The organism is Varibaculum massiliense, from assembly GCF_900106855.1.
Lineage (GTDB): Bacteria > Actinomycetota > Actinomycetes > Actinomycetales > Actinomycetaceae > Varibaculum > Varibaculum massiliense.
The window spans coordinates 132,689-148,813 of the sequence record NZ_FNWI01000004.1 but is presented as its reverse complement, the minus strand read 5'-3'; the positions used below and the strand labels follow the sequence as shown (position 1 = coordinate 148,813).

Genomic DNA, 16,125 nt, shown 5'->3' with positions numbered 1-16,125 from the left:
CAGTGAATTGCGACACCAAGACCAGCGGAAAATGCCAGCGATTCTCGGGGGCGCTAGACTATTAACAGTTAGATTAGGAAAGGAACAGCATTGCTCAGAACGCATGACGCGGGAACTTTAAACCGCGACTTGGTGGGACAAACAGTAGAACTAGCGGGTTGGTTAGATCGCCGCCGTGATCATGGGGGAGTCTGCTTCATTGATTTGCGGGATGCCTCCGGAGTGGCTCAGGTAGTTATCCATGACGAAAAAATCGCTCATGAGCTGCGCAGCGAATTTGTTCTACGTATTAAAGGCAAGGTACATCCCCGCCCGGAGGGTAACGAGAATCCGGAACTGCCGACCGGCGAAATCGAGGTTTACGCCGATGAGGTAGAGGTACTGAACCCGGCAGCCGCCCTACCTTTCCAGGTTTCCGTCCATGCGGAGGATTCCGGAAAAGTTGGTGAGGATGCGCGTTTGAAATACCGCTACCTGGATTTGCGCCGCCCGGAGATGCAAAACCGTTTGCGTCTGCGCTCCAAGGTCTCTAAAGTCACGCGCGATACTTTAGATTCTCTGGGCTTCGTAGAGATCGAAACTCCGACTCTGACCCGCTCTACTCCCGAGGGCGCGCGGGACTTCTTGGTACCGGCGCGGCTAGCCCCGGGGTCTTGGTATGCCCTGCCGCAGTCTCCGCAGTTATTTAAACAGCTGTTGATGGTGGCGGGGATGGAACGCTACTACCAGATTGCGCGCTGCTACCGGGACGAGGACTTCCGTGCTGACCGCCAGCCAGAGTTCACTCAGCTGGATGTAGAGATGAGTTTCGTACGGCAAGAGGACGTTATCGAGGTAGCCGAACAGGTGCTGACCAACATCTTCAAGCTGATTGATGTCCATATCGAAACCCCGATTCCCCATATAACCTACGCCGATGCGATGGCGCGTTTCGGAACGGACAAACCAGATTTACGTTTTGGTCTAGAACTTACTGACCTGACTGAATACTTTAAAGACACTCCCTTTAGGGTGTTCGCCAATGCTGACTATGTGGGCGCAGTCGTGATGCCCGGAGGTGCCTCTCAGCCGCGGCGGACTTTTGACAAATGGCAAGATTGGGCGCGTTCGCGCGGTGGAAAAGGGCTGGCCTACGTAAAGGTAGAAGAGGACGGTACTCTTTCGGGACCGGTAGCCAAGAACCTGACTGACAGCGAACGGGAGGGACTAGCTGCGGCGACCGGCGCTAAAGCGGGGGACTGTATTTTCTTTGGTGCCGGCAAGATCGATGAAGCCCGCGCCCTGCTAGGGGCCGCTCGCCTAGAAATCGGTGCCCGCTGCAACCTGCTAGACCCGAACGAATGGAAGTTCGTATGGGTGGTTGACGCTCCCTTGTTTAAGCCTTCAGCGGCCGCCAAAGCGGAAGGGGACGTGGCACTGGGAGCTTCTGCCTGGACGGCAGTACACCACGCCTTTACTTCTCCTAAACCGGAATGGCTTGACCATTTCGAGGACGACCCGGGCAATGCCCTGGCCTACGCTTACGATATTGTGCTTAACGGTAACGAAATCGGAGGCGGCTCCATCCGTATCCACCGCCGTGACGTGCAAGAACGTATTTTTAAGGTGATGGGTTTGTCGCCGGAAGAAGCCCAAGAAAAATTTGGGTTCTTACTGAACGCCTTCAAGTATGGCGCGCCTCCGCACGGCGGGATTGCTTTCGGTTGGGATCGAATCGTATCTTTGATGACCCATGCGGATTCGATCCGCGACGTGATTGCTTTCCCCAAATCCGGGGGCGGCTACGATCCGCTAACCGATGCTCCGGCACCGATTACGCCCGAGCAGCGTAAAGAAAGTGGGGTCGACTTCGTGCCAGAGGACGAAGAAGACTAACCTCGCTAAAAACCTTCGAACCGCCCTCACCAGGCTCAGACCTGGCAGGGGCGGTTTGGTTTTTGTCATCCTTATGCTACTTGTTCTATTACTCCGGGTGCATGGCTAGGCGGCGCGCCAAAACTGCACAAACCAGTAACTGGAATTGGTGAAACACAATCACTGGGATAGTTACTGCCGCTACCGTAGCGGTCGGAAAAATAATGGCGGCCATCGGCAAGCCAGTAGCCAGGGACTTTTTCGATCCGCACATCAGCAGCACAATCCGGTCACGGCGGTTTAAGGATATCCAGCGACCCAAATTCCAGGTGAGGGTAAGCATGATTGCCAATACGATCATGCATTGCAACAGCAGTAATCCCACTTGTGGCGCCGAGATTTTTTGCCAAAGGCCACCGGCAGTCGCCCCACAAACTGAAGAGGCGACAATCGCCAAAATAGTGCCGTTATCGGTGGCTTTGGTAAGCGCGCGATGCGCATTTAACCACTTACCGATAAAACGGTGAAAAAGCTGCCCTAAAACAAAGGGAAGTAACAGTTGCAACAGCACATTTACTACCCGGTAAGCCTCAAATCCGCTGGCTCTGCCCATGACCACAAACACCAGGGCAGGGGTGAGAATAATTCCGGCGATATTAGAGATCGTAGCCGAGCAAACCGCGCCCGCGATGTTCCCTCCGGCAATAGAAGTAAAAGTTACCGAAGACTGCACCGTAGAAGGCAGCAAAGTTAAATAGAGGGTTCCCAGGGCAAAAACTGGTCCCAGCAGCTTTAAATCTACTGGATGCATAGCCATCCCTAGCAGCGGGAAAAGTACGAAGGTGGAAAGGGCAACTGCCCCTTGCAAACGCCAGTTCTTTAACCCTTCCCAGATTTCTTTAGTAGAAAGCCGCGCCCCGTAAAGAAAAAACAACAACACGATTAGGGCGTTCCCTAAATATCCCAGGGTACTGACTACCACTGCGGGTACCGGAATTAGTATCCCTAATACCAAAATCACCAGGATGGAAAGGATAAAGGGATCTAAAAGACTGCGTAATCGTTGTTTTCCGCTCACTAAACCAAGATACCTGGATAGATCGTAACTGGTCTAAACCGTCTCGGACGGGTTAGGCGCGCTTTGATAGTCGGAAAACGCAATATCCAGGTCTCTAACAGTCGGCGAAAGTGCCTACAGCTGGCGACCAGTCCCGCACAGTCATGGATTTAACGATTCCGGCTTTAGCATAAGGGTCGTCGTTGAGGATCCGCTTGGCCTCTTGGGCGTCACGAGCAAGCATAATGGTTAAAGATCCCCGTTGGTCAGCGGTGGCGGTGCGACCACTAGAAAGCACGATTCCCAAGCTGTTTAGACGATGCATAAAGGCGCGATGCTCATCGTGAAACTGCTTTTTGAGCTCCAGCAGCTCGGGATCATAGTCGTAGAGAACTATGTACAGACACATACCTTGATTGTCTTCGTGTCCTTCAGTAGCCATCTTTACCTCCCGTTTTCGCTTTGGCAGCTGCGCTGCTTTAGGCGAGCGTCAACTATCTTCATCCTAACCCAGCCTGCCCCGAAAAACCGGCATTATTTGGAGGCGGATAGAGCATTGTCTCGGGCGACCGCAGCGTTGACGGCCGCGCGTGCAGCCGCCGAAAAACCAGCATCTTCCATAGCTAATAGACCGGCCACGGTGGTGCCGGCGGGGGAGCAAACCTGATCCACTAACGCCTGGGGGTTTAACCCTTGAGGCAGATTTTCGAGGACGTTTAGCGCCGAACCCGCTACTGCCTGCGCAACTACCTGGGTAGCTTCCTCTTTCTTAAAGCCGTGGGCTACCCCCGCCTGTGCCAGGGCGTCAATGAAACGGTAAATCCAGGCCGGGGAGCAGCCGGCAAGCGCGGCAAAGGCGGCGAAATGATCTTCCGGAACCAGCGCAGTTTTCCCGATGGCATCAAACATGGCGCGCACCTCGGCGAGGGCTTCTTCACTAACGTATTGGTTGGCAGCAATCCCGGACATGGACTGGTTGATTTGGGCATTCACATTGGGCATTACCCGCACTAGGGGGGTTTGTGCCGGTAAATGCGCTTCAATATCCGCAAGGGGTTTTCCGGCAGCCACCGAAATCACTACTGGTTTCGCCGCGAGGGCGTCTCCTAAGTCATCAAGCAAAGGAGCAATCATATAGGGTTTTACCCCTAGCAGCAGGTATTTCGCTTGCCTAGCGACAGCGGCGGCATCCGGGGCTACAGGGAGAGCAAACTCCTCCTCGAGGGCGCGCATCCGCTCCCGGGTACGGTTGAACGCCAAAATCTCTTCTGCCTGCAGTTGTCCGGACGAAAGCAGACCGCGCACAATCGCGCCCCCCATGGAACCTACCCCGATAACCCCTAACTTGACCATGCATCCTCCTGAAGAAAGTGATTTTTACCAACTGTGCTTATCTTAACGCGGACAAAATTTAAAGAAATAACTAAACCGGCTATGCTGTTGGGAAGTGGCGTTGATCCGGCTATCACCGAGGAGCCTCTGGAAGAACCCTCTAAAGCAGGCAGTAGAACCAGACGGGTAAGCCCGTAACAGCAGTTAATGAGGCCCAAGTTTTGGGTGAAGCGGGGTGGTACCGCGGGGCTGTAAAGCCTACGTCCCGGCACTGGCATTAATGGCTCGAAATAGGTGAGGTTAAACGTGGGCTACTATCCGCGGCACAAAGATGGCGATGTTTCCGCCAATCCGTCTTTTCCCCAGCTAGAGGAAGAGACCCTGAAATATTGGAAGCAGAACGACACTTTCCGCAAGTCGATTGCCCAAAGAGAGGCCGGAGACGCGGGCGCTAACGAATTTGTCTTTTATGACGGACCTCCTTTTGCCAACGGCCTGCCCCACTATGGGCATTTGCTGACCGGTTATGTAAAGGACGTGGTGGGACGCTACCAAACCATGCAAGGGCATCGGGTAGAGCGGCGTTTCGGTTGGGATACTCACGGGCTGCCCGCAGAGCTAGAGGCTGAACGGATTCTCAACATTGAAGATAAATCCGAAATCGAAGGCCCGGGCGGTATCGGGATTGAAAAATTTAACCAGACCTGCCGGGAATCGGTGCTGCGTTACACCAAAGAGTGGGAAGAATACGTTACCCGCCAGGCACGTTGGGTAGATTTTGATAACGACTATAAGACGCTTGACGTCAGCTATATGGAGTCGGTGATTTGGGCGTTTAAGCAGCTCTACGACAAGGGGCTCGCCTATGAAGGTTTTCGGGTATTGCCCTATTGCTGGAACGACCAGACTCCGCTGTCTAACCATGAATTGAAAATGGATGACGATATTTATCAGGATCGTCAAGACAATACCGTGACTGTGGGGCTGCGGCTGGAAACCGGGGAACTGGCGTTGGTATGGACCACCACCCCCTGGACGCTGCCCTCTAACCTGGCAATCGCGGTTGGCCCGGAAATTACTTATGTAACTGTGCAGGTAGACTCGGATTTAGAGTCGCCGGTTGCCGGGGAAAAAGTTATTATCGCGCGTGACCTGCTGCCTGCCTACGCGAAGGAACTGGGCGAAGATCCGAGCATCGTGGCAGAATACCCCGGATCAGAGTTGGTAGGGCGCTCCTATGAGCCGATTTTTGACTACTACAAGAACCAGCTGGGTGAGGGAGAAACTCCCGGAGCTAAGGCCTATCACGTACTGGCTGCGGATTTCGTAACCACCACTGATGGTACCGGGCTGGTACACCAGGCTCCCTACGGCGAGGACGATATGATCCTGCTAACCGCCAATGGGATTAACGCGGTTACCCCGGTAGATGACGCCGGATTATTCACCGCGGAGGTTCCCGACTACCAGGGTGTACAGATTTTCGATGCGAACAAACAGATTATTCGGGACTTCCGCCTGGGGAACGAGGACGACCAGGGTCCCTTGGCGCGCACCCCGAAAGAAAAACGGGCAGTGCTGGTGCGTCAGCAGTCGTATGTACACTCCTATCCGCACTGTTGGCGTTGCCGCAAGCCGTTGATCTATAAACCGGTTTCCTCTTGGTTTGTGAAAGTTACGGACTTCCGGGAACGGATGGTGGAACTAAATCAACAGATCAGCTGGGTGCCCGAGCATATTAAGGATGGACAGTTCGGTAAATGGCTAGAAGGCGCCCGCGACTGGTCAATTTCGCGTAACCGTTTCTGGGGTAGCCCCATCCCGGTGTGGAAATCAGATGACCCCAACTATCCGCGCGTAGATGTTTACGGTTCTCTGGCGGAACTAGAAGCAGATTTCGGGGTGGAAGTTAAAGATCTGCACCGGCCATTTATTGACACTTTGGTGCGTCCTAACCCGGATGATCCCACCGGTAAATCGATGATGCGCAGGATTCCTGACGTATTAGACTGCTGGTTCGATTCGGGGTCGATGCCTTATGCGCAGGTGCATTACCCCTTCGAAAATCAGCAATGGTTCGAGGATCATTATCCCGGTGATTTCATCGTGGAATATATCGGGCAAACCCGCGGTTGGTTCTACCTGCTGCACGTGCTGGCTACCGCCCTCTTTGATCGCCCGGCCTTTACTTCCTGTGTTTCCCACGGGATTGTGCTGGGCGATGATGGTCGTAAAATGTCGAAATCGCTACGCAACTACCCGGATGTGAACGAAGTCTTCGACACCTACGGTTCGGATGCGATGCGTTGGTTCCTGATGTCCTCCCCGGTGGTGCGGGGCGGAAACCTGGTGGTAAAGGGCGAGGGGATTCGTGACACGGTTCGCCACGTGATTTTGCCGCTATGGAACATTTATTACTTCTTTGCTCTTTACGCTGGTTCTTGCAATAAAGGTGCCGGTTACCAGGCAAAAGCCTTGGATTTAACGGATCCTAAAGCCATCGAGCAGCTGGGAGTTATGGATCGTTACCTGCTTGCTCGCACCCGTAACCTCGCACTAAACGTCAAGGAGCTACTGGACAGCTACGATATTCCGGGCGCTTGCGAAGCGGTTAGTGAGCATCTGGACTTGATGACTAACTGGTATGTGCGTACCTCCCGCGATCGTTTCTGGGAAGAAGAAACCGCCGCCTACGACACGCTTTACACTTGCCTAGAGATACTGATGCGAGTGATGGCGCCGCTGGCTCCGCTAGTGACCGAGGAAATCTGGCGGGGACTGACCGGGGGAGAGTCGGTACATCTTTGCGACTACCCGGTGGTTCCGAACACGGTTGATGACCCGGCGTTAGTGGCGGCTATGGATATGGTGCGGGAGGCAGTTTCGGCTGCCCATTCGCTGCGCAAGACCCACAGTTTGCGGGTGCGTCAACCATTGAAGTCGCTGACGATTGTGCATGATAATGCGCAAAAACTGGCGGATTTCTCTGATTTGATTGCCGGAGAAGTTAACGTAAAACAGGTGGTGTTGCAGGCTTCTAGCGAGTCTGGTTTGCAGTTGCAGCGGCAACTGAAGCTGAACCCGAAAGCCTTTGACCCGCAGGTACGTAAAGCTACCTCGCAGCTGTTTAAGGCACAAAAGACCGGTCAGTGGCGGGAAGAAGGCGAAACGGTAGTCTTCCCGGAGGTGTTAGTTGCCGGTGAGCCAGTAACCTTGAGCGGAGAGCAGTTCTCGTTGTCTACCACGGTAGAGGTAGAAGCCGGGCAGGTGGCCACGGTTTTGGGCGATGGGGCAGTGGTGGTACTCGATACCGAGATCACCCCCGAGCTGGAAGCGGAAGGCTATGCCCGCGACTTGGTACGTTCTATCCAAGATGAGCGTAAAGCCCAAGATCTGCACGTTTCCGACCGTATTGAACTGGTTCTGGAAGTTCCCCGTGAGCGCGTAGCCGGCGTGCAAGAACATTCCCAGATGATTGCCCGGGAAGTGTTGGCTACCGCGTTTAAGGTAGAAGCCGCAGCCGCTGGTGAGGTGAAAATCAACATCACGGCGGTGCATCCGGTATAGGCAGTATGCCGTCCCAAAAGGGGGGATTTGTGAACAGTCAAGATGGACAAGATTCAGCGGTTAATCCGTACGAACAGATAGTCAAGGGCGCGCGGGGTAATCGCGGGCAGATCGATCCGGAACTATTGCCTTATTTGGTGGAGGCAGATAGGGAAGAAAAAATCGAGTTGCCGATTAGCGACGCTTCGGATCATCCCCAGGATGCCCAACGCTTGCGGGAAATTCTGCAGGCTGGCGGGATTGCTATGCCCGAGGAGCTTGCCGATAACGAAATCATTTCGGAGGGCGAATCCGGGGAAGATGACGCGGAAGCGGCATTTTCGGAAACTGCAGTTCCGCCGGTTTCCTCCGATGAAGCCCTACAGGCAGATTTTGAGGTTGCCCAGGTTTATGCCCGGATTTTGCAGCGGCGCCCGGAACATAACATCTCGCCGACCAAGGCGCGGATTGAGCGCGCCCTCGATTATCTTTCGGATCCGCAACTGTCCTATCCCTGTTTACATATTGCCGGCACCAACGGAAAAACTTCTACTGCGCGGATTGCCGATAGTTTGCTGAGCGCCCAGGGGATGCGGGTAGGGCGTTTCACCTCCCCACACCTAGTTAGCGTACGGGAACGGATATCGATTGATGGGGAACCGATCAGTCCCCAGGCGTTCTTGCAAGCTAACCGGGATGTGGAACCGATTATCGCCCTAGCCGATAAAGAGGGCGAAGCAGCCGGTCAAGGTAGTCTTTCCTTCTTTGAATATTTAACCGCTTTAGCTTTCCAGGCTTTTGCGGCTGCCCCTATTGACGTGGGGGTAATCGAAGTGGGGATGGGGGGACGTTGGGATTCCACCAATGTGTTGGAGTCTCCGGTGCAGGTTATCTGCCCGATTTCTTTTGACCACGAAAAATGGTTGGGGGATACCCTCACGAAAATCGCTGGAGAAAAAGCGGGGATTATTCTGCCTGGTGCCACCGTTATTTGCGGGCCGCAAGAAGTAGAAGCCCTAGAGGTTATTCGCGAAGTTTGCCGGGAGAAAAATGCGACTTTGCGCCTTTACGGAGAAGATTTCACGGTTAGTGAGCAGAAAATGGCGGTCGGGGGACAAATGTTTACTGTGACTACCCCAGCTGCCAGTTATCAAGATCTCTACTTGCCGCTCTTTGGGCGTCATCAAGCCGTAAATGCAGCTCTAGCGATTGCCGCGGTAGAGGCGCTGGGGGCGGGTAAAGTGCTTTCTGAGGAAGTACTGGAAACCGGGCTAGATGCGGCGCGTTCTCCCGGTCGCCTAGAGGTGCTGGGAGGTTCACCCACGGTTATCGTGGACGCGGCGCATAACCCAGCGGGGGCGGCGGCACTGCGATCCGGGATTGAGGACGCTTTCGGATTCCAAAAAGTAGTTGGCGTTTTCTCGGCGATGGGCGATAAAAATGTGGAAGGTATCCTCGCGGAAATGGAGCCCCTGCTGGATGCGGTAGTGACCTTGCCGATGGAGGGCGAGCGCGCCATGGAGCCAGTGGAACTGGCGAAAATCGCCGGGGAAGTCTTTGGGAAAGAACAAACATTCGCAGCTCCCAATCTTTTAGACGCGGTAGATCAGGCAGTGGCTTTAACTGAGGAGGGCGAGCTGCCTGCGGATGCGGTGGGAATCGTGATTTTCGGGTCAGTAGTTTTGGCAGGGCAAGCTCGCCAGTTACTTTCCGGGAGGCTAGAACCGCAAAACCCTTCTCAGTGATACTAAATGCAGCCGAGTGGTGAGCAATCTTTAAATAAATGTGAAAAGATGTTTTAGTGACTTTAATCCTTGCTGTCGACGCGTATATGCTTGCCGATGCCAACCTGGTGGGTTGGGCATGGGCAGTCGACCAGGATAATTGGGCGTGCGGATGCGTAGAAGATTCTGCGTCGGTCTCGCAGGCTCAGTTTCGGGCGATATTTTCGTTCGTGCGTCACTCCCAAAAGATTGACCAGCCACTGGTTATTTACACTTCTTCAGAATATGTAGCGGCAGTGCTGCAAACTTGGCGCCACCAGTGGAGACGCAATAACTGGCGCAAACTAGATGGGATGCCGGTCACTGATCTTTCACTGATTCGCAATATTGACCGGTTCCTTGCAGGAAAATCGTTACAGGTGATATGTGCCGGCTCTAAAGAGGAAGATTTATTGTTGCAGGCGCATATTTATGCCCGAGAAGTGGCTTATGCTCATCGAGATGGGAAAGAGCTGAACCTCGGTCCGGGTTTTAACCCCGAAATGCTCAATAAACCTCGCGGGAACAAATCGAAGAAGTTAACTGTAAGAGAAACGCCCTCAGTGAAGGCAAAGGACTCGATTCCCAATAACGTAACTGAGTTTCCCCGCAGAGCTCAGATTAAGGAGTCGGTAACTACCGAGGAAAGGCAGCTGTACTCGGGACCGGTCGGGGTAGGCGGTCTGGGTTCTCCCGCACGGGGTGCGGCAGTTAATTTGCGCCCGATTACCCAGGTAGTCAGGGATGAGGATCTGCGTTTTCAAAAGTTTTGTGCCAGTGCCAATCGGGTGCAGATTCGAGAAATGATGCACCCTGATTTTATGTCAATCGGGGAACTAGGGGTGCCGATTTCCCGCACGGAAGCGGCGGCGCTACTAGCAGAAGATCCTCCTTCCCCTTCCGAGGTGGAGGTGCGCGAACTGGGGCCCCATACCGCGCAAGTGATTTATTTTGATTCTGACGCGGTGCAATCCTGGATTTGGACGCGCTACCAAAATAGTCAGGCGCGTCTAATTTTCCAGCAGATCACCAAGCGCCCCCCGGATGTTTTTGGAATCTAATTTTCTTCCACTTACCGCCTGTTTTTGGCTGTTTTGGGGACTGTTTATTCTTTAGCTACTTAGAGAATGGTTTTTAACTTCCTAAGCGGGGATTAAAAACCGGTATAAAAATGTTCTTTGGCTCCGGAGAAACCGGAGCCAAAGAACATTATCAGGACTATTAACTTTTTATCTGTCTAGAGCCTTTACAGTCCTACTTCGGCAGAGAAATCTCCTTCTTCCAGGCGCTTCTTTACCGTGGTGAGGTAGCGAGCTGCGTCCGCTCCATCGATTAGACGGTGGTCATAGGACAGTGCCAGGTACACCAGGGAACGCACCGCGATAGTGTCGTTACCTTCGGCATCTTTCACTACCATCGGCCGGCGCACGATGGTGCCGAGTCCTAAAATCGCTTCCTCGGGGTAGTTAACTACCGGAGTGTCGAAGAGGGCGCCACGCGAACCGGTGTTGGTAATCGAGAAGGTGCCGCCAGACATTTCATCGATACTGATGGAACCGTCACGAACTTTCGCGGCCAGCTCGTTGATCTTGCGGGCAATAGCCGCGATTGTCAGGTCGCCACAGTTCTTGATTACCGGCACCATCAGACCCTTCTCTGAGTCCACCGCAATCCCTACGTTCTCGTGATCGAAGTAGGTGACCTCGTTGGTTTCGTCATTCACCCGCGAGTTGATCTTCGGGTGTGCTTTGAGGGCTTCTACGGCTGCTTTCACAAAGAAGGGCAAGAACGATAGCTTGGTGCCTTCCCGCTGTGCGAAAGAGTCCTTCGCCCGCGCCCGCAGATTCGCGATCCGGGTAACGTCTACCTCGACTACCGTGGTTAGTTGGGCGGTGGAGGCTAGCGAGTTCATCATGTGCTTGGCGATGGTCTGGCGCATCCGGGAAAGTTTCTCGGTCTTGCCCCGTTCCTGCGCCGGCTGAATCGGGGGTAGCGGGGCTGCGGGAGCTGCCGGCGCAGCTGCCTGTGGCTTCTGGGCAGCTGCCAGTACGTCCTCGCGGCGAATACGTCCACCGACGCCACTGCCGGTAAGAGTAGAAATATCTACGCCCTTCTCCCGTGCCAACTTACGTACGATTGGAGTCACGTAACCGCCACTGACTTGCGTGGCTGCCTGCGGTTTCTCCGCGGGCTTCGGAGCAGGAGCAGCTGGAGGCGTCGGCGCTGCAGCCTTGGGTGCTGCCGGAGCGGGAGCCGGGGGAGCTGCCGGGGGTTTAGGTGCGGCTGGGGCGGCGGGAACTTTCGGAGCAGCCGGAGCTGCCGGAGCGGGAGCCGGGGGAGCCGCCGGAGCGTTATCGGAGGGCGGAACTACCTGTCCTTGCGCGGTCATGGTGCCAGGATAACCGGTGTGTACCTGTGGGTATGCCCACTGCACTACGTGGTGGTCACCCTCGCGTTTAATCGAAGAAGGAATACCTGCGCCCGGAAGATCTGCCGGGTTTTCCGGCAGGCTGGGGACGGGGGGAGCCGCGGGTACCGGGGGAGCAGCTGAAGCTGCCGGAGCTGACGGGGCGCTAGTTGCGGCGGGAGCCGCTGCGCTATCGCCTACCCGGCAGAGAACAGTGCCTACATCCACGGTTTCGTCCTCTTGCACCAAAATTTCAGTGACTACCCCAGCGATTGGGGAAGGTACTTCGGAATCGACTTTGTCAGTTGATACTTCCAGTAATGGCTCATCAACAGCTACTTGGTCGCCAACTTTCTTTAGCCAGCGAGAAACCGTACCTTCGGTTACCGACTCGCCCAGAGCTGGCATCTCTACGGCTTGTCCGCCGCCTGCCGGAGCCGAGCTGGCTGCCGGGGCCGGTGGAACTGGGGAAGCCGCCGGGGCAGCCGCAGGGGGAAGCCGCCGGGGCAGCCGCAGGAGCCGGAGTTTCTTCAGCCGCGGGAGCGGCCGGGGCGGCAGGCGCTGCCGCGCCAACTTCGTCTGCTGCACCTACCCGGCAAACTACCGTGCCTACGTCAACAGTTTCGTCCTCTTCTACCAGGATTTCAGTGATTACTCCCGCAATGGGAGAGGGAACTTCAGAATCAACCTTGTCGGTGGAAACCTCTAGTAAGGGTTCATCTACTGCTACCTGGTCGCCAACTTTCTTCAGCCAGCGAGAAACCGTACCTTCGGTTACCGATTCGCCCAGAGCGGGCATCTCAATATCTTGTGCCATATTATTAATCTACCTTTCTGGACTTTAGGAATGTAAGGGTTTGCCGGCAAGAGCCATGGCGGCCTCACCAATCGCTTCGTCTTGGGTGGGATGGGTATGTACCAAGGCCGCCAAATCTTCGGGGAAGGCTTCCCAGTTGACCATCAATTGACCTTCACCAATCAATTCGCCTACCCGTTTGCCCAGGGCGTGGAATCCCACAATCGGGCCGTCCTTTTGTGCCACCAATTTAATAATCCCGCCGGTACCCAGGATTTGGGATTTCCCGTTACCAGCCAGGTTATATTCGGTGACTTTCACCCCGTCCTTGCCGAACTTTTCTTCCGCTTGCGTCTGGGTTAAACCGACCGAAGCGATCTCAGGTTCGCAGAAAGTTACCCGGGGAATATTGGGTTCTACCAGCGGCAGAGGATCGAGACCACCAAGGTATTCGGCTAGGAAGATACCTTGCGCAAAACCGCGATGCGCCAGTTGCAGACCGGGAACAATATCGCCAACTGCATATACGCCGGGAACATTAGTCATCAAATGTTCGTCTACCGGAATGAAGCCGCGGTCAATATTTACCCCGATATCTTCAAATCCCATATCTTTGGTACGCGGACCGCGCCCTACTGCCACCAGTAGCACATCGGCATCGAAAGTGTCGCCGGACTGGGTTTTAACCTGCACCGAGGTGCCGGTTTGGGTAACTGAATCGAACATGGTGCCGGTCTTAAAGGTAATCCCGCGGCTGCGGAAGGCGCGTTCTAGACCTTTAGAAATGGAGGCGTCCTCGTTATTAGCTAAATGCGGTAGCCCCTCGATAACGGTTACCTCGCTGCCCAGGGATGCCCAGAGACTGGCGAACTCGATTCCGATGACCCCGCCGCCAAGTACCACCGCCTTGTTGGGTACCCAATCCAGCTGCAATGCCTGATCGGAGGTAATTACCCGCCCCTCAATATCGAGACCAGGTAGAGATTTCGAATAAGATCCGGTAGCCAGTACCAGGTTCTTGCCCTGGTACGTTTCCGAGCCCACTTGGACGGTGTTTGCGCTGATCACCCGACCCCAACCTTGGACGTAGTCGATTTTGCGGGATTTCACCAACCCCTGTAGTCCCTTGTGTAGGCGGGAGATGGTCTTGTCGCGGAAGCGACCAACCTCGTGCATGTCAACGCCGTTAAAACTGGCGTTAACTCCCAGGCGAGAGGCTTCTTTAATGGCATCAACTGTTTCTGCCACGTGCAGCATCGCCTTGGTGGGGATACAGCCCCGGTGGAGGCAGGTGCCACCCACTTTGTCCCCTTCTATGAGGGCGACTTTCATCCCCAATTGGGCGGCGCGCAAAGCGGTAGCGTATCCACCGCTGCCCGCGCCCAAGACTACAACGTCATAGGTGCTCGTCATTGTGATGTTCTCCTTGATAAACTCACGGCTATGTCCGGCTAGCTCCTCGGCGGGCATTACCTCTAAAAGAAGCTTCATCCGCGACCCTGGCTTTCCAGACACCTGCCCATATTGTTTCATCTTTGCCCGCGAAACGCACGGTGAATTACCCTCTTTCTCAAGATAGCGAAGAAGTGTGAACGAGAAGACAAAGTGCTTTTCTGCTTTGTGATAAAGGGGTTGGGTGGTGCTTTCAGGTGCAGCGGGTACAATCTAAAAGAAATTACCGTCAAACCTCGGAGAATAAATTGCCAGCATCTACGCCCGCGCAGCAGTCCCATAAGGATTCGCGCACGCCTTCTTGGGGGCTGGGGCGCATCTTCATGGCGGGTTTAGTAGTGTTCTCGGTGGTGGCTTTGTTTCACGAGTTTGCCACCTTGCCGGCAGCTGGTTCTGCCGGTTACGGGCTAGCAATGTTGTCGTTAGCAAATGTCGCGCATTGGATTGTGCTTTCAATCGCGGTGATTCATAACGGGCGGCGGATGCGGCTGCTCGCTTGGGCGCTCAGCGGGATAGAAACCGTGCTGCTGGCGCTATTTGCTTTGATGTTTTCCTCTCCTAACCTGGAGCGAGCGCAATTGTTGTTTAACTGGGGGCAGGAATACTTTTATTTTCCCGCGATTTTAACGGCGCTAACCATTATTTGGCTACTGGTTTCTTCTCCGTTGCGTGGCAGTGGTAGCTAAACCAAATCTGGGTAAGAGTTTTGCCTCAGGGCTTCATAAAGACCGATAGAAGCAGAAATCGTTAGGTTTAGGGAACGCAGGTGCGGCACCATCGGGATCCGTACCAAGTCCGCTACCCGGGGATGCGCCATGACTTCTTCGGGGAGCCCGGTAGGTTCGGGACCAAATAGCAGCCCGTCCTCACTTCCGTAGGATGCATCTTGAAAGTGCAGCTTAGCGTGACCGGTAAAGGCATGGATTTTTCCGGGGATATCGGCGAGGGCGTCCTCTAGATTAGGGTGTACTTTCACGTGTGCGAGGTCGTGGTAGTCCAGTCCGGCGCGCTTTAGCTTAGTGTCATCCATATCGAAACAAAGCGGCTCCACCAGGTGTAATAGGGTGCCGGTGCAGGCGGATAGACGGATAGCAGCTCCGGTGTTTCCCGGGATACGCGGCTCGAAATAAATCAAATGCAACACGACCTCGATTCTAAAGCCTTTTCCGAGGGGCAAATAATCTCGCTAGCTATGCTCGGAATACGTGGAGGTAGCTATTTTTGAAAAATACTTTGGGTTAATACGAGGTACTAGCTGTTTCGCAGAATCCATCCTCGTGGTTCTGCAGCTATATTCTCCCTGTTCAAGTAGTCTGGAAACGGTAAGACTCCCACGTTTTTGGAGGAATCATGGATCTTAACTCTCGCCCGCTGGCTCTGGATCCTTACGAGGCGCTACCAGAGCTTCCTACTTTCACTTTGACTTCTGCCGATATGACTGCGGGCGGACAGATGCCACCAGAGCAGATAGCGGCGGGGGAGAACCTATCTCCGCAGCTTTCTTGGAGTGGTTTTCCCGAAGAAACCAAGTCTTTTCTGCTTACTTGCTTTGATCCTGACGCCCCTACGCCTTCCGGGTTCTGGCACTGGTTGATTACCGATATCCCGGCGGAGATGACTTCCCTGCCTACCGGTGCGGGCAGCAGTGACTTAGAGCTTGACGGCCCGGCCTTCCATTTGCGCAACGATGGCGGCGGCTGGTCATATATGGGGGCGGCTCCGCCAAAGGGTGATCGTCCGCACCGTTATATTTTTGCGGTTCACGCCCTGGATACGGAAACTTTGGAACTGGATGAGGACGCCTCGGCGGCGGCTGCTAACTTCCAGGCCCTGTTCCATTCCCTGGCGCGCGCCACCCTCGAGGTCACCTACCAAAATAAGTAGGGCGCTAGGGGAGGAAAGTAGGCGTTTCCCCCTC

13 protein-coding genes are annotated in these 16,125 nt (G+C 54.6%); 6 read left to right on the top strand and 7 right to left on the bottom strand.

Annotated elements, in window-relative coordinates; all coding sequences use genetic code 11:
* Nucleotides 1-90: 90 nt before the first annotated feature.
* On the top strand, nucleotides 91-1,875 hold the full coding sequence (aspS, locus tag BQ5456_RS00705; RefSeq protein WP_071128314.1) for an aspartate--tRNA ligase: 1,785 nt from the start codon (nucleotides 91-93) through the stop codon (nucleotides 1,873-1,875).
* 88 nt (nucleotides 1,876-1,963) lie between these two features.
* Here aspS and BQ5456_RS00700 read toward each other — a convergent pair whose 3' ends face one another.
* The 3 genes from BQ5456_RS00700 to proC all read right to left on the bottom strand — a co-directional run bounded on the left by BQ5456_RS00700 (nucleotide 1,964) and on the right by proC (nucleotide 4,264).
* Nucleotides 1,964-2,932: a bile acid:sodium symporter family protein gene (locus tag BQ5456_RS00700; RefSeq protein ID WP_071128313.1), complete on the bottom strand. Its 969-nt coding sequence runs from the start codon at nucleotides 2,930-2,932 to the stop codon at nucleotides 1,964-1,966.
* Between the two features lie 94 nt (nucleotides 2,933-3,026).
* Nucleotides 3,027-3,353 carry a YciI family protein gene (locus BQ5456_RS00695; protein WP_071128312.1) on the bottom strand — a complete coding sequence of 109 codons (327 nt, stop codon included), beginning with the start codon at nucleotides 3,351-3,353 and terminating at the stop codon, nucleotides 3,027-3,029.
* Nucleotides 3,354-3,445: 92 nt separating this feature from the next.
* A complete protein-coding gene (proC, locus tag BQ5456_RS00690) occupies nucleotides 3,446-4,264 on the bottom strand; it encodes a pyrroline-5-carboxylate reductase (RefSeq protein WP_071128311.1) in 819 nt (272 codons plus the stop codon).
* A gap of 285 nt (nucleotides 4,265-4,549) precedes the next feature.
* Here proC and ileS point away from each other — a divergent pair, with 285 nt between their 5' ends.
* From ileS to BQ5456_RS00675, 3 genes are read left to right on the top strand one after another with little or no spacing between them, the layout of a single operon-like run.
* Nucleotides 4,550-7,810, top strand: a complete 3,261-nt coding sequence (ileS, locus tag BQ5456_RS00685) for an isoleucine--tRNA ligase (RefSeq protein ID WP_071128310.1) — start codon at nucleotides 4,550-4,552, stop codon at nucleotides 7,808-7,810.
* A gap of 29 nt (nucleotides 7,811-7,839) precedes the next feature.
* A complete protein-coding gene (locus tag BQ5456_RS00680) occupies nucleotides 7,840-9,534 on the top strand; it encodes a bifunctional folylpolyglutamate synthase/dihydrofolate synthase (protein WP_159428743.1) in 1,695 nt (564 codons plus the stop codon).
* Nucleotides 9,535-9,590: 56 nt separating this feature from the next.
* Nucleotides 9,591-10,613: an RNase H family protein gene (locus BQ5456_RS00675; RefSeq protein WP_071128309.1), complete on the top strand. Its 1,023-nt coding sequence runs from the start codon at nucleotides 9,591-9,593 to the stop codon at nucleotides 10,611-10,613.
* 185 nt (nucleotides 10,614-10,798) lie between these two features.
* On the opposite strand, the gene sucB is transcribed toward BQ5456_RS00675, so the two are convergent.
* From sucB to lpdA, 3 genes are read right to left on the bottom strand one after another with little or no spacing between them, the layout of a single operon-like run.
* The gene (gene sucB, locus BQ5456_RS00670) at nucleotides 10,799-12,367 is read right to left on the bottom strand and encodes a 2-oxoglutarate dehydrogenase, E2 component, dihydrolipoamide succinyltransferase (RefSeq protein ID WP_071128308.1); all 1,569 of its coding nucleotides are present in this window, start codon (nucleotides 12,365-12,367) and stop codon (nucleotides 10,799-10,801) included.
* Nucleotides 12,288-12,776, bottom strand: coding sequence for a biotin/lipoyl-containing protein (locus tag BQ5456_RS00665; protein WP_071128307.1), 489 nt, complete (start codon nucleotides 12,774-12,776; stop codon nucleotides 12,288-12,290). The genes sucB and BQ5456_RS00665 overlap by 80 nt, the downstream gene beginning before the upstream one ends.
* 24 nt (nucleotides 12,777-12,800) lie before the next feature.
* Nucleotides 12,801-14,168, bottom strand: coding sequence for a dihydrolipoyl dehydrogenase (gene lpdA, locus BQ5456_RS00660; protein ID WP_071129849.1), 1,368 nt, complete (start codon nucleotides 14,166-14,168; stop codon nucleotides 12,801-12,803).
* A 287-nt stretch (nucleotides 14,169-14,455) separates the two neighbouring features.
* Between lpdA and BQ5456_RS00655 the strand changes: the two genes are divergently transcribed.
* Nucleotides 14,456-14,893 (top strand): hypothetical protein, encoded by a 438-nt coding sequence (locus tag BQ5456_RS00655; protein WP_071128306.1) that lies wholly within the window; start codon nucleotides 14,456-14,458, stop codon nucleotides 14,891-14,893.
* Here BQ5456_RS00655 and BQ5456_RS00650 read toward each other — a convergent pair.
* A complete protein-coding gene (locus BQ5456_RS00650; RefSeq protein ID WP_071128305.1) occupies nucleotides 14,890-15,351 on the bottom strand; it encodes a tRNA (cytidine(34)-2'-O)-methyltransferase in 462 nt (153 codons plus the stop codon). The genes BQ5456_RS00655 and BQ5456_RS00650 overlap by 4 nt on opposite strands.
* Before the next feature lie 206 nt (nucleotides 15,352-15,557).
* Here BQ5456_RS00650 and BQ5456_RS00645 point away from each other — a divergent pair, with 206 nt between their 5' ends.
* Complete coding sequence (locus tag BQ5456_RS00645) at nucleotides 15,558-16,091, top strand: YbhB/YbcL family Raf kinase inhibitor-like protein (protein ID WP_071128304.1); 534 nt, start codon at nucleotides 15,558-15,560, stop codon at nucleotides 16,089-16,091.
* The last annotated feature ends 34 nt before the right edge of the window (nucleotides 16,092-16,125 follow it).

Bases quoted from the DNA above. Each gene is read 5' to 3' on its own strand.
- proC (WP_071128311.1), bottom strand. From the start codon at position 4,264: ATGGTCAAGTTAGGGGTTATCGGGGTAGGTTCCATGGGGGGCGCGATT.
- BQ5456_RS00695 (WP_071128312.1), bottom strand. From the start codon at position 3,353: ATGGCTACTGAAGGACACGAAGACAATCAAGGTATGTGTCTGTACATA.
- BQ5456_RS00665 (WP_071128307.1), bottom strand. From the start codon at position 12,776: ATGGCACAAGATATTGAGATGCCCGCTCTGGGCGAATCGGTAACCGAA.
- lpdA (WP_071129849.1), bottom strand. From the start codon at position 14,168: ATGACGAGCACCTATGACGTTGTAGTCTTGGGCGCGGGCAGCGGTGGA.
- sucB (WP_071128308.1), bottom strand. From the start codon at position 12,367: ATGCCAGCTCTGGGCGAGTCGGTAACCGAAGGTACGGTTTCTCGCTGG.
- BQ5456_RS00645 (WP_071128304.1), top strand. From the start codon at position 15,558: ATGGATCTTAACTCTCGCCCGCTGGCTCTGGATCCTTACGAGGCGCTA.